At 50.8% G+C, this 13,440-nt stretch carries 12 protein-coding genes; 9 read left to right on the top strand and 3 right to left on the bottom strand.

The features are described 5' to 3' along the window. Positions 1-89: 89 nt before the first annotated feature. Positions 90-1,106, top strand: a complete 1,017-nt coding sequence (locus tag AC3Y23_RS22070; protein ID WP_379203065.1) for an AI-2E family transporter — start codon at positions 90-92, stop codon at positions 1,104-1,106. A 213-nt stretch (positions 1,107-1,319) separates the two neighbouring features. On the opposite strand, the gene AC3Y23_RS22065 is transcribed toward AC3Y23_RS22070, so the two are convergent. From AC3Y23_RS22065 to AC3Y23_RS22055, 3 genes are all read right to left on the bottom strand, one after another. After that, positions 1,320-1,709: a hypothetical protein gene (locus AC3Y23_RS22065; protein WP_379203063.1), complete on the bottom strand. Its 390-nt coding sequence runs from the start codon at positions 1,707-1,709 to the stop codon at positions 1,320-1,322. A 266-nt stretch (positions 1,710-1,975) separates the two neighbouring features. Next, the gene (locus AC3Y23_RS22060; RefSeq protein ID WP_379203061.1) at positions 1,976-3,424 is read right to left on the bottom strand and encodes an amidase family protein; all 1,449 of its coding nucleotides are present in this window, start codon (positions 3,422-3,424) and stop codon (positions 1,976-1,978) included. Between the two features lie 107 nt (positions 3,425-3,531). After that, entirely contained in the window at positions 3,532-4,374 is an 843-nt protein-coding gene (locus AC3Y23_RS22055; RefSeq protein ID WP_379203059.1) for a class I SAM-dependent methyltransferase, read from the bottom strand. A gap of 227 nt (positions 4,375-4,601) precedes the next feature. Here AC3Y23_RS22055 and AC3Y23_RS22050 point away from each other — a divergent pair, with 227 nt between their 5' ends. From AC3Y23_RS22050 to AC3Y23_RS22015, 8 genes are all read left to right on the top strand, one after another. Beyond that, the gene (locus AC3Y23_RS22050; RefSeq protein ID WP_379203057.1) at positions 4,602-5,297 is read left to right on the top strand and encodes a response regulator transcription factor; all 696 of its coding nucleotides are present in this window, start codon (positions 4,602-4,604) and stop codon (positions 5,295-5,297) included. Beyond that, positions 5,294-6,766 carry a sensor histidine kinase gene (locus tag AC3Y23_RS22045; RefSeq protein WP_379203055.1) on the top strand — a complete coding sequence of 491 codons (1,473 nt, stop codon included), beginning with the start codon at positions 5,294-5,296 and terminating at the stop codon, positions 6,764-6,766. The genes AC3Y23_RS22050 and AC3Y23_RS22045 overlap by 4 nt, the downstream gene beginning before the upstream one ends. A 101-nt stretch (positions 6,767-6,867) precedes the next feature. Beyond that, a complete protein-coding gene (locus AC3Y23_RS22040; RefSeq protein WP_379203050.1) occupies positions 6,868-8,010 on the top strand; it encodes a TolB family protein in 1,143 nt (380 codons plus the stop codon). A gap of 227 nt (positions 8,011-8,237) precedes the next feature. Then, positions 8,238-9,344 (top strand): ABC transporter substrate-binding protein, encoded by a 1,107-nt coding sequence (locus tag AC3Y23_RS22035; protein WP_379203048.1) that lies wholly within the window; start codon positions 8,238-8,240, stop codon positions 9,342-9,344. Positions 9,345-9,452: 108 nt separating this feature from the next. Beyond that, positions 9,453-10,379 carry an ABC transporter permease gene (locus AC3Y23_RS22030; protein WP_379203046.1) on the top strand — a complete coding sequence of 309 codons (927 nt, stop codon included), beginning with the start codon at positions 9,453-9,455 and terminating at the stop codon, positions 10,377-10,379. Further along, positions 10,376-11,176: an ABC transporter permease gene (locus tag AC3Y23_RS22025; protein WP_379203044.1), complete on the top strand. Its 801-nt coding sequence runs from the start codon at positions 10,376-10,378 to the stop codon at positions 11,174-11,176. The genes AC3Y23_RS22030 and AC3Y23_RS22025 overlap by 4 nt, the downstream gene beginning before the upstream one ends. Continuing rightward, positions 11,173-12,216, top strand: a complete 1,044-nt coding sequence (locus tag AC3Y23_RS22020; protein WP_379203042.1) for an ABC transporter ATP-binding protein — start codon at positions 11,173-11,175, stop codon at positions 12,214-12,216. The genes AC3Y23_RS22025 and AC3Y23_RS22020 overlap by 4 nt, the downstream gene beginning before the upstream one ends. Before the next feature lie 39 nt (positions 12,217-12,255). Continuing rightward, a complete protein-coding gene (locus tag AC3Y23_RS22015; RefSeq protein WP_379203040.1) occupies positions 12,256-13,122 on the top strand; it encodes an alkaline phosphatase family protein in 867 nt (288 codons plus the stop codon). The last annotated feature ends 318 nt before the right edge of the window (positions 13,123-13,440 follow it).

The raw sequence follows: 13,440 nt of genomic DNA, 5'->3' as shown, positions 1-13,440 counted from the left end.
GACCGAATTCGGGACCGTTATTTGCTATAATTGTTTCCATTAATGTAGACTATAATAAGGTGCCAATTGTAAGCGAATGGAGAGGAAGCATGGAAGTGTTCAAGCGTTTTTTAGAGAATTTGACGATTCGGCGTTTCGGAATATTATTTCTGATCTGCCTGCTGTTGTTCAGTATCAGAGATATGCTCAATCTGGTGCTGCTGACCTTTCTGATTGCTTATGTCATGAACAGCTTTCAGGTGATGCTAACCAAACGACTTGACAAATATGTCCGGATTAACAGCAAGGTTATCATTGTTTTTCTGTACCTGGCTTTGATTGCCACGATTGCTTTTGCACTCGTCAATTACCTTCCGAAAGTATTTGTCCAGATCAAGCAATTAACGTATTTTCTAACCAACCTTACTCCTGAAGATATTCCCCAGAATGAAATCACCCAGTATATATTTAGAACCTTGAAGGATTTGAATTACCAGTCCTACATGACTCAAGGGATCGAATACGTTCTGAGAATCAGCAATTGGGGTACAACCTTTGTGTTATCCACGATCCTGAGCTTTGTGTTCATCTTGGAGAAGAACCGGATTGTCGCCTTCACATCCAGACTACGCACTAGCAAGATTGCTTGGTTCTACAAGGAACTGGAGTATTTTGGCCAAAAATTCATTTCTTCCTTCGGCAAAGTTATTGAAGCGCAACTTCTGATTGCGATGTTCAATACCCTGTTTACGGTGGTTGGCCTGTGGATTCTGGGCTTTCCGTATCTGTTCGCGTTATCCATTATGATTTTCCTGCTTAGCTTGATCCCGGTCGTAGGCTTTGTAATCTCGTTGATCCCGCTGTGCATCATTGGTTACAACATCGGCGGTCTGATGATGATCATCTATGTAGTAGCAATGATCGCTATACTACACTTTATTGAGGGGTATTTCCTCAATCCGAAGCTGATGTCTTCCAAAATGAATCTACCTATGTTCTACACCTTTATCGTCCTGTTGTTCTCTGAACACTATATGGGCGTGTGGGGCCTGATTCTGGGTATTCCGATCTTTGTCTTCTTCCTAGATATTCTGGAGATTAACCGGGAGAATGAGATTAAAGAATAACTTCTATTCACATACACACAAGAAAGCCCGGCCACCAGGCCGGGTTTTTTAGTTCTGCTTACGCTAAGAATATCCGTTCCAGCCAATTATAAAAGGACTTCCCCCTACAGAACGCTGGCGTGTTAGCCCAGACTGATCTGATGGGGGAAGTCCTTATTCACGCCTTAAGCGGCGTAGTCTGAAGGAAATCGGTTCGTTTCCTATGTAATCCTGTTAACCGAATGAAGTGAGGACACTCTGCTCAACAATTTCTTTGATCTCTGCCTTGTGCGCAGCATATTGCTCGGCTGTGATGCTTCCGCTGTGTAGGCGGTCATCCAACTGCTTTGTAAGCTGTGTCAATTGCAGCTCGATTACATTCGCAATATCTCCGCCCTGATCAGCGGCAATGTCATGCAGTGACTTCCCGTCATACAACGATTCATACAGCTCCTCATCGGATGATTGATTGAGTGCTTCCAGAAGGTCATCCTTATCTGCAACACCAGTGGCAGTCCACTTCGCTACCGGACTTGCGCTTGTGATGGAGCTGCCCCAGGCGGTGCCTCCGAAAGACATGGCTACTACCATCGTTCCGACAATCATCACTCGCTTTATGTTCATGGTTAGAAATCCTCTTTTCTTGTTTTTTGGTGCCTGTTATATACGTAGGGTTATGGGTGTGAGAGTTTCAGCCTTGCGTTCTTCCTAATGTTATTGTAAACAGCGAACCTGAGATGAACCTTAATTGTTCTTTAAGATAATCTAAAGATTGCAGGCAGTAGCCAACCTTTAGATTGGGTGTATATAACCAACGAAAGAGCACCAGTGACGGTGCTCTTTTATTTTGCCGCTTGGACTTTAGATTATAGAATTAAACACTAATCGCACTAATCTTCCATCTTGGGCGGAACGCGATGCCCGCTGGCCTGTTCATAGGCATAGGCCAACCCCAGCAGCACCGGCTCGCTGAAGGCGGTCCCTACAAAAGTAATCCCTTGATGTCCTTTGGTGCTGTATCCTCCCGGGGCAATGACTCCTGTTGCGGCGAATCCTCCGGGAACAGTGATGGACGGATAACCTGCCCTAGCGGCAATGTCGGCTCCTCCTTCGTCGTCCAGAAACAGAAGGGCATCTAACTGATGGCTTTGCAGTGCATGGTCAATCCCCTGCTCCCGGGACATGTACAGGTCCTTTCTTCTGCCCTCCAGATAGACCTCCTCGGTCAGTGTGCCGCTGGTTTCTTCGGACCAAACCAAGGTATCCTGACCATATTTAAGCGCGGCCTCTCCATGCTGATTATTATAGGCAATGACCTCTGTAAGCGAATGGACAGGCACGTCATTCGGCAATTTCCCAAGATAACTGTTAAGCGCGGCCTTGAATTCGTAGCGCATTACATTGCCATCCCACTCCATATCTTGGCAGGGCAGATATACAGGATCTATGATCACAGCCCCCTGTGCCTCGAGCTGAGAGATGGCTTCTTCAATAATCGCCAGTCTGGCCTCGTCCAAGTCCTGATAGTAAAATCGCGGAATCCCTATTCGCGTCTGCTGCAAAGCCTCCCGTTTCAGATAGGGCCGGTAATCCTGCGGCTTGCCCTCTACGGCGAGTGCGCCGAGCAGAATCGCTGTATCGGTCACGGTTCGGGTCATTGGACCGGCGCAGTCTTGGCTATAAGTAATAGGGATAATGCCGGTTGATGGAATTAAGCCTGCCGTAGGCTTTAATCCGACCAGGCAATTGCGTCCTGCCGGTCCAATAATGGAGCCAGAGGTCTCCGTTCCAATGGCCACAGCGCCCAGATTAGCTGCAACAGCTGCTGCGGAACCGGAGCTGGAGCCGCCAATGAACAGCTCACCCGGACCATAGGGGTTCAGGACAAGGCCCCCTCTGGCGCTATATCCTGCCCACATCGTTGGCGACATGAAATTGGCCCATTCAGTCATATTTGTTTTGCCCAGAAGGACCGCCCCTGCTGCACGCAGCCGGGCAGCCACATAGGAATCCTCAGGTGCGATGCTAGCTGCCAACGCCAACGAGCCTGCGCTGGTATGCATGGCATCATGGGTGTCAATATTATCTTTTAATAGTACTGGAATACCATGCAGCGGACCACGAGGTCCTTTATCCTTTCGCTCCTGATCCAGAGTTCTTGCAATATCTACAGCCTCCGGGTTGATCTCCAATACAGAACGGAGCACAGAATCATACTTGCGGATACGCTCCAGATAGAGGTTGACCAGATCCTCTGCGGTCACTTTCCCAGCGGCCATTTCCGCCTGCATGCCTGTAATATCTGCTTCAATAATCCAATCGTCAAGATGGTTATCCATAGCGCTTCACCTCTCTCAGCTCAATGATGTCTTAATGTAGAACAATTCCCTAAGGCGCGGTGAAGTTCCTTTGAGGAGAGAGGGGGGACTTTAGCTATATCCATTCTTTACAGAAAAATAGCGCCATTTCGGCGCCATCTTGTTCCAATTATTTGGGGGCGGATTTTTCTAAATCGGAAAATCACCGCTGCCGGCAGCTCATACCAATCAAATCGGGATTTCGCGGATTCATCCAGTTCGAAGCTGGGCTCCTCCAGGCAATCCAGCACAAAACCAGACTGCATGAACGTATGGATGTAATAGGACAGGGGTCTATGAAAAATAAGATGGGCCACCGGCTGCCCCTTTATGCCTATGGAGTACATAGGCTCTGGAGTCAGGTAGCTGCTGACCTGCACGCTGTTGCGGTGAATGATCTCCCCGTTGCGCTCCTCGGTCTCATGGATTTTTCGTGTGCCAGGAGCCTGAAAACACGGATGTGGAATCGAAAAGACGACCACACCATTGTCTCTCAGTATCTGCCCCAGCGCTTGTACCAGAGGAACAATGTCGGCAATATCCATAAATGCCATATTAGCGACAGCAGCATCATATTGAGCGATACCCAAGTTCAGCAGAGAGTCGTAGTCTGTGGCGTCGATCACCCGGTAATCAATATTCGGTGCAACCTGTTCGGATCGTGAGATTGCTCGCTGAACCATGTTGGGGCTGTAGTCAAAGGCAGTCACGACAGCACCAAGTTCAGTTAGCCTTCTGGAGAAATTCCCGTTGCCGCAAGCGATATCCAGCACGGCTTGACCCGTTTTGACACTCAATAACTCCTCGGTTTTGGGCCTTATAATCTCCCGATGAAACTGGTTGCTGAGGTCGCCCATATAGCTATCCCAGAACTCTGCATTTTCCTCCCATTTGGCCTTGGATTCTTCCGTCAACTCTTTCCATTCGTTCATGTAAAGCCCTCCCTTAATAAGTTATCTGCCTAACTGAATAACGGTCTCCTTCTATCTTAAGGTACAAAATGAACCCTTGGTTCGCAATTATTTCACGCATTCAGGACATTAGAGGTTTAAAGTTCACATTATATAAATTGCCTTATGTTTCATTTTGGTGTGAACAGGATCAGAGGGTATACTGGATGAAAGACAGACTTAAATTATGTTGAAAAGGTGAAACGCCTATGAATAAAAAAGTGCTGGTCGTCGATGACGAACCGGGTATCGTGAGCGCCATTGCTTACGCGCTGCGCCGTGAGGGCTACGAAGTGGATACGGCTGGGGATGGTGAAGAGGCGCTTAGTAAGGTGAGTACCTTTCAGCCGGACGCCCTGGTGCTGGACGTGATGATGCCGCGAATGAGCGGATATGATGTGTGCCGGAAGCTGGAGAACCGGAGCGACATTGGAATTATACTACTAACTGTCAAAAATGATATTGTCGATAAAATCATCGGCCTGGAGCTTGGTGCAGACGATTATATGACCAAGCCGTTCGAAATTCGCGAACTGCTGGCCCGTGTAAAGGCGCTGCTGCGCAGATTGGACAAGAAGGCCGGTGATGCAAAGCCAGAACTGATCCAGTACGGCACGCTAAGGGTGCAGCCGGATCACCGGAGTGTGCAGATTGCGGGGGAGCAGCTGGACCTGACACCCAAAGAGTTCGACCTTCTGCTCCTCCTACTGTCCCATCCGCAGCGGGTCTATATGAGAGAAGAGCTGCTGGAGCAGGTATGGGAGATGGACTATGCAGGCGGCACGCGCACGGTGGATATTCACATCCAGCGTCTGCGCAAGAAGCTGGGCGAGCCCTACCAGAATATGCTGCAAACCGTATATGGAGTTGGATATAAGGCGGTCCCTGCGGGAGACTACTCATGAAGATCAGCATCAAGCTGAAGTTCAGTTTTTTTCTGGCGCTGCTGCTAATTCTGGCTATCGGGGTGCTGAGTTTTTTTGTGTTGCGTGGTGTGGAGAACAACCAGCAGGCTCAGGTGGAGAATTATCTGGCTCAACATGTTAAAACCGTTAATCTGCGAGTGAAGCAGACGTATTATACGGGAACGGGCGACCGCCCGGAGCCGCAGGCTTTCCTTCGGCTGCGGGGTCGAGGAATGGCTGCTGAGTTGGCCGGGTTCACAGGTATGGAAGTTACACTGTATGACGGGGAGGGGTCCATGGTTGGCTCCTCGGCCCAGGGCAGCCCGACGCCTGTAAAGCCGGATGTCAGCACGGCCCTATCCTATGCGTTGAATAATAAAATCGCCTATCAAAGTGCAGGTGATACCCTGCTCTACCTGGCCCCGCTGCAAGGCCCGGAGGGGCAGATGGGAGTGGTTCAGCTGCGCTATTCGCTGAAAAGCAACAACGATTTTCAGCATACGCTCCAGAACCTATTCCTGACCACAGGCGGAATCGTCTTGTTATTGAGCTTTTTACTGGGATATCTGTATTTCAACACCGCAGCTGCTGCCATAGGTCGGTTGAAGCAGGCTGCAGAGAAGATCCGCCGTGCGGAGTATCTCGCTGAGCCTCCGCTTCGCCGAAAGGACGAGCTGGGAGAACTGGCGCAGGGTATCTTTTACATGAGTCAGGAGATTGAGACGAGTATTGCGGCTAAGGATGAGGAGCAGCGCAAGCTCCAACTGGCCGTCGAGAAACTTCAGGCGCTAGAGCAACAGCAGAAGCAGTACATCGGGAACATCAGTCATGAATTCAAGACCCCACTAACCTCGATCAAAGCCTATGTGGATCTGCTCAATATGTATGACGATGATCCTCGGCTCCTGGCGGATGCCAAGCAGAATATCGCCAAGGAAACACAGCGGCTCTATGAGATGGTGGAGAAGGTGCTGCAGTTGACCGCACTGGAGAAGTATGATTTTGAATCCCAGAGTGAGCTGCTGGAGGTCGCGGCGGAGCTCAGGGAAATTTGCAGCCGGATGAATGGCAAGGCGGAGCGATTCGGCCTCACGATCAGCCTGGATGTACACCCTGCCCATGTCTGGATGGACCGCGAAAGCTTTATGCATATTTTTATCAACCTGCTCGACAATGCGATCAAATATAACGTTTCCGGTGGAAGTATTAACATCTTCTGTGCGCAGCAAGAGAGCCGGGTTCGTGTTATTGTTCGTGACTCTGGAATCGGCATTCCCCAGGATGCCAGGGAGAAGATTTTCGAACCGTTCTACACCGTCAATCGTGACCGTTCCAGGCAATCCGGGGGTACAGGTCTCGGCCTCTCACTGGTACAAAATCTGGTGGAGAAGCATCACGGTACGATTGAGCTTCTGGATACCGAAGAGCCCGGCTCTGTCTTCGTCTTGTCTTTCCCGGCGGTATCGTGAAGACCCATCCGATTAAGTTTACATCATGGAAACATTCTGCAATGGTTTGGAAATATGGCTCTACTATGCTGAGAGCAACAATGTTCTAGGAGGATTTCTGCATGGAAGATCAGAAAGGCGGTAATGAAGGCAAGTCTAAGTCCACTCTCCGATTGGTCAAAGCAGGAAGTCTTCTGCTGGGGTGTGCCTTTCTTCTAACCATGACCGCATGCGGGACGACGGGCACCGAAGCCCGGCATGTTGTGGAGAAGTCAGGGCAGAAGGTCACGGTGATGGACAATACAACAGATTCCGTCTATACCAAGCTCAAACTTGATAGCATCGACAAGTTCGAAGGCATTCGCGGGATGGATTGGTTAAGTGAGAACACGATCGCTGTCGACAAGGAGAATCGAAAGCTGACTCCTGAAACAATCGAGGGTCAGGAACGGTATCCCCATAACTTCTATATCCGCGATCTCGCGAGCGGTCAGGACCAGCCCCTCAAGGAGGGGAAGGAGAGTCTGGGCAATGCTATAGTGTCCCCGGATAACAAGTATATTTTTTATAAAGAAGTGTATGAAGCTACCGGCATCGGCTACTTAATGAATCTGGAGAACCGTGAGACGGTTCAACTCGGAAAAGATGAATTCATGGCGACTGAAGGGGAGTGGGCGGACAGCGGACATGTGATCTACCCGGACATGAAAGGCGATATTATCAAAGCTGATGTGCAGGGCAAGAGTGAGGTTGTGCTGGAGACGGGGGCAGGTTTTATCCATAATGTAGTGCAGTCAGGCAGTATCATCTATTATGTTGCCCATGAGGATAGCCAATTGTTCGCCTATGACACAGAGACCAAGAAATCTAAGGTGATCAAAAAGAATGTAGCTTGGGTCATCCCTTCCCCTGACGGTTCTCGGTTGGCCATTGTGAAGCGGGAGGGTCCCGGGGATATGAGGCTTGTTCTCTGCGATCCTGCAGGCAATGAGCAGTCTGTGATCGACAGCGGGACGCAGATTTTTGGTACCAATTGGTCCCCGGACGGCAGCAAGCTGGCCTACAATGTTAGCTCCGACAACGGCAATGTAAATCGTTTGTTTATCACCGAGGTGGAGACCGGAGAACAGACCCCCATTTCTGACGAAATGCAGGCTTCTGACAAGCTGCGCTGGAGTCCCTCCGGGAAGAAGCTGCTCGTTTCAACGTCTGTGTTAAAGGACAATAAATATCAGTTTGTCACTTATGTAATTACGTTCTCTTAAGGGATATTAATTACTTAAATGCATCATTTTATGAAGCCAAGGGCACCCATTGGGTGTCTTTTTTAGTCCATTAAAATGGAAATTTACGTATCTATTTTACAATCGACTCCATCATCCTTAATCTCCGGCAAATAATCGGCTCCTATACTGCAAGTGGGTGAAGAACTGCTTGGACCTTAGAGAAGAGCCCACAAATAGGAAATGGGAGTGAAGGGGAAATCATGACAATGCGATTCAGAAAACAATGGTTCATCGGTCTTACACTGTCTTTGCTCGTCCTGTTGCTTGCTGCTTGTGGAAATTCGGAAAACAAGGCGAATGCGCCGGAAGGTAATGCCGCTGCACCAGAGCTCAGCTTGAGCGACATTGAGAGCAAAGCTAAAGAAGAAGGCAGTGTAATGAGTGTCGGCATGCCTGATTCATGGGCGAACTGGAAAGACACTTGGGCAGATATGAACAGTGTATATGGATTGAAGCATGAAGATACAGATATGTCGAGCGGTGAGGAAATTGCCAAGTTCGAAGCTGAAAAAGATAAACCGACAGCAGACATCGGCGATGTAGGTATTGCGTTTGGACCCGTTGCTGTAGCAAAGGGCGTAACTCAACCGTACAAAACGTCGTATTGGGATGAGATTCCTGACTGGGCGAAAGACAAGGACGGCAACTGGGTCGTTGGTTACCAAGGCAGTATCTCGTTCCTGACGAACACCAAGCTTGTACCGAACCCGCCGAAGAGCTGGGAAGACCTCAAGAACGGCAATTATAAAATCATTGTTGGTGATGTGACCAAAGCAGCGCAGGCGCAAATGGCGGTACTGGCCGCAGCGATTGCCTTTGGCGGTAACGAGTCGAACATTGAGCCGGGGATTGCTTTCTTCGAAGATCTGGCTAAGAAAGGCCGTCTCTCGAACGCAGAAGCTTCTGTAGCTAATATCGAAAAGGGTGAAGTTGAAGTAACCTTGCTGTGGGATTTCAACGCTCTTAACTACAGAGATCAAATCAATAAAGATGGTTTTGACGTTGCCATTCCGAAGGAAGGTAGTGTGGTTAGTGGTTATGCCACTATCATCAACAAATGGGCTCCGCATCCGAATGCAGCCAAACTGACACGCGAGTACATCCTGAGTGATAAAGGGCAGATCAATTTGGCTAATGGTTACGCTCGTCCGATCCGTGACAGCGTTAAGCTACCTGAAGAGGCTGCAGCGAAGTTGCTGCCGAAGGAAGAGTACGCTAACGTCAAACCGGTAGGTGACTACAAGGTGTGGGAAGAAACAGCCAAGAGCATTCCGCAATTATGGCAAGAACGCGTTCTTGTGCATTTGAACTAATCGATCCCGGGAACAAGGGAGCAATACTTTAATTAGAGGGCGTCTTCGTCATGTATCATGCCGAAGCGCCCGCTTTTTTGAATGGAGCAGAGAGGTGGCTTGTAAAGAATGAAACAGAACAGACGCGGCGGTGTCATTCTGGCGTTGATTCCATTCGTACTGATGGTACTGGCGTTCCAGCTTGTGCCTGTATTGTCTATGATCAGCAACAGTTTTCATAATGGAGACAGTCAGGGCATTACCTTTGGCAACTATGTGCATGCGCTGCAAAGTGCCTATTATATGCAGGCGATTAAGAACAGCTTGTTCATCTCCATCGCTTCTAGTGTGGCTGGAATCATCATTGGACTGGTGTGCGCCTATTGCATCACCCGTTTCACGCCAGCCGTACGCGACCGGGTGTTGATGGTCTCGAATATGACGTCTAACTTTGCCGGTGTACCGCTGGCTTTTGCGTATATCATCTTGCTGGGTAACAACGGAATATTCACCCTGCTGTTCAAGGATTGGGGCTGGGATGTATTCGCGGGATTCAATCTATACAGCTGGACCGGTCTGGCGCTAGTCTACGTTTATTTCCAGGTGCCGCTGTCTTTGCTGCTGCTGTATCCGTCTTTTTACGGTATTCGGGAGCAGTGGAGAGAAGCGGCGGCGCTGCTTGGTGCGGGTCGTTGGCAGTTCTGGAAGACGATCGGTCTGCCGATGCTGGCCCCAGCGATCTTTGGGACGCTAGGGATCCTTTTCGCTAATGCCATGGGTGCATATGCTACAGCCTACGCGCTGGTCGGCGGTAATTATAATCTGCTTGCTGTACGTATCGGTTCACTGGTCGCGGGTAATGTAGTTACCCAGCCGGAGATGGGAAGTACACTGGCCGTCCTACTGGCACTGACAACGTTGCTGGCGGTCTATCTCAACCATGTTATGGTCCGGCGAGCCGGACGTTTCGTGGCGAGGCCTGCGGATAAGCCCCAGCCTAAAGCCAATGTGGTACGACGCTTTCTGCCAAGGGCAAGGGAGGAGCTGGGACAATGAATACCCGCAAAGCGGGGCTTACCCCCCGTGTACTAATCTTGCTGCTGATGGTGTATCTGCTCGTGCCGCTGCTGGCTACCGGATTGTATGCTTTTGCACAGGACTGGCAGAACACCCTGCTGCCTCGCGTCTGGACCTTTGACTGGTTCATACAGATGTTCCAGGATCTCCGCTTTATGGAGGCGCTGTGGACTTCACTGTACCTCTGCCTCATCAGCGTAGTGGTGAGTCTGGTTGTTATGCTGCCGGCTGTGTTTGTCATTACGATGTATTTTCCGCGCTGGGAGAGTTTGATGAAAGGTATTGTTGTTCTACCGTATGCGGTTCCCGGTGTTGTGGCGGCGGTGGGTCTCATTCGCACTTATTCTTCCGGACCGATTAATATCGCGGGTACTTCCTACTTGCTGGTCGGTGCTTATTTCGTGGTTATTCTTCCGTACATGTATCAGGGTATCCGCAACAGTCTGCTGACTGTCTCCGCTGCGGAGCTGCTGCAGGCCGCCGAATTGCTTGGTGCCCGCCGCCGTGAGGCTTTTATGAATGTGATTCTCCCTAATATCTGGCCGGGCATAATGGTCTCTGCATTGTTATCCTTCTCTGTGCTGTTCGGTGAGTTTGTACTGACAAATATGCTGGTAGGCGGACATATCCAGACGATCCAGATTTACTTATACAAGCGGGTTGGCGAGAGCGGGCATTTGGCTAGCGCGATTGCGATTTCATACTTTGTGTTTATTTTGGCGCTGTCCATGGTGCTAATGAAGCTGGGTAAAAAGATGGGAGGCGTTCGCGGATGAACGATTATTTGAAGCTGCAAGGTGTGCGCAAATTATTCGGGGACGCCTGTGTCCTGGACAATGTGGATCTGGAGATCAGGGAGGGGGAGCTTGTGACCTTGCTTGGACCTTCCGGCTGTGGAAAAAGCACGCTGCTGCGCTGTATAGCCGGCCTGACGGAGCTGGATGGCGGCAGCATTATGCTGGCGCAAAAGGACGTCACCCGGCAGCCGCCCCGCAACCGGGAGGTGGGCATGGTGTTTCAGTCATATGCGCTATTTCCTAACCTGACCGTAGGCCAAAATGTTGAATATGGGATGAAAATGCGCGGGATGTCCAAGGCGGCCCAGCGCAGCCGCAGCGAAGAGCTCCTGGCCCTGGTCGACCTTGAAGAGAAACGGGATGTATATCCGCAGTCGCTGTCCGGCGGACAGCAGCAACGGGTCGCTCTGGCTCGCTCACTGGCTGTGCAGCCCAAGATGCTGCTGCTGGACGAACCGCTCAGTGCGCTGGATGCCAAGATCCGCAAGAATCTGCGGACCGAAATCCGCGAGATCCAGAAGCGTCTTGGCATGACGACCCTATTCGTCACCCATGATCAGGAGGAGGCGCTGATTGTCTCCGACCGAGTGTGCGTCATGAAGGGTGGACGGATTATTCAGGATGATTCACCTGAAGGGCTGTACACGGCGCCGCGCACCGAGTTTGTAGCACGGTTTATGGGCAGCTACAACGTGTTCACCCGGGCGGAGGCGCTGGCGCTATTCGGTCGGGTGAACAGCTCGGCGGACAGCTTCGCCCTACGCCCTGAAGCGATCACGCTGCTTCAGGCGGGGGAGGCTGGTGCGGCTGAGGGAGATGGCCGGATCCTGCTGGACGCCAGCATTCATTCGGTATCGATGCTGGGGAATATCATTCGCTGCACAGCCGAAGCCGCCGGTATTCGCCTGACGGTAGACGTGCTGAACGATGGAAGCTGGCTGCGACTGCGGGAACAGGACCAGGTTACGCTGGTGCTGGACCCGGCACAGCTTAGACATTTGGAACGGGAAGGCGCATAACATCATCCATTCTCTGATTCAGGAAGGGCGGGGACAAAAATGAGTGAGATAACAAACAAGCTGATTGTGGTGGTATTGGATGGACTTCGGTATGATGCGGCTCGAAAGTATTTGGGCTACATGGAGCATCTGGTAGAGCAAGGAGTTATGTCTTGCTACCGGGTACAGTCGGAATTACCCAGTTTGTCGCGGCCGCTTTATGAGGTGCTGCTTACTGGCACGCCTGTGGTCAAAAACGGCATCACGGCCAACCATATCAACAGACCCAGCAAGGAGCAGAGTGTCTTCCATTTGGCCGTAGCTGCGAATCTTCGTACAGCTGCAGCCGCCTATCACTGGGTCAGTGAGCTGTACAGCTCATCCCCGTTCAATCCCGTTACAGACCGCCACCAGCACAATGTGCTGCGCCCGATCCAGCATGGCAGCTTCTACTTCGAGGATCACTATCCCGACAGCCATGTGTTTGCAGATGCTGAATACTTACGCGAGGCGTTTGATCCCCATTTTCTCTACGTTCACTCTATGAATATTGATGATGCTGGCCACCGCTATGGCGGGGAGAGCAAAGAATACGAATTAGCTGTGCGCCAAGCCGACGGTTTGCTGGCTACGATGCTGCCGCTCTGGATGAACGAGGGCTACAAAATCCTGGTCACTGCCGACCACGGCATGAACGCGAATGGCTTCCACGGTGGCGTCTCGCCTGCGGAGCGTCATGTCCCTCTGTACACTTTTGGCGAAACCGTATTATCTCCGGAAAAAGAGGTCCAAGCGCTGCCCCAGCTTCGCCTTGCACCTTTAATGTGCCACTGCCTGGGCCTTATGCCTGCGGCTGCTATGAGCACTGAGGGCCTGCCACCCCTGGTTCCGGCTGCAGTAACCCGTGAAGCGGAAGAGGTTGTGTGAGCACAGGTGATGCCTGTGAGAGTTGAGAGAATGGGGAAGGACTGCGGGTGTAGGGAAGTCTAGCCAGTCTAGCCTCACTGCTTTCCTGCATTTCCTACATTCGCAGTCTTCCTTCTAGCCCCTTGCAGAGGGCAAGGTTACGTTGGATGAGAACTGCCTTTCCGTTAAAAGAGCTTACCTGGCAGTCGGAAATGGATTAACACCACCTCAATATTTAGCACTTTATAACTGTCGTTCACTCTATCCCCCCAGCTTCGGACCCTTTGTCCGGACCGGGGGATTTGTGTGTTATAATGAACGCGCACAGAATAATGGAGT

The organism is Paenibacillus sp. MAHUQ-45 (genome assembly GCF_058133325.1).
The sequence above is the reverse complement of the archived record's forward strand: the minus strand, read 5'-3'. Positions and strand labels throughout refer to the sequence as shown.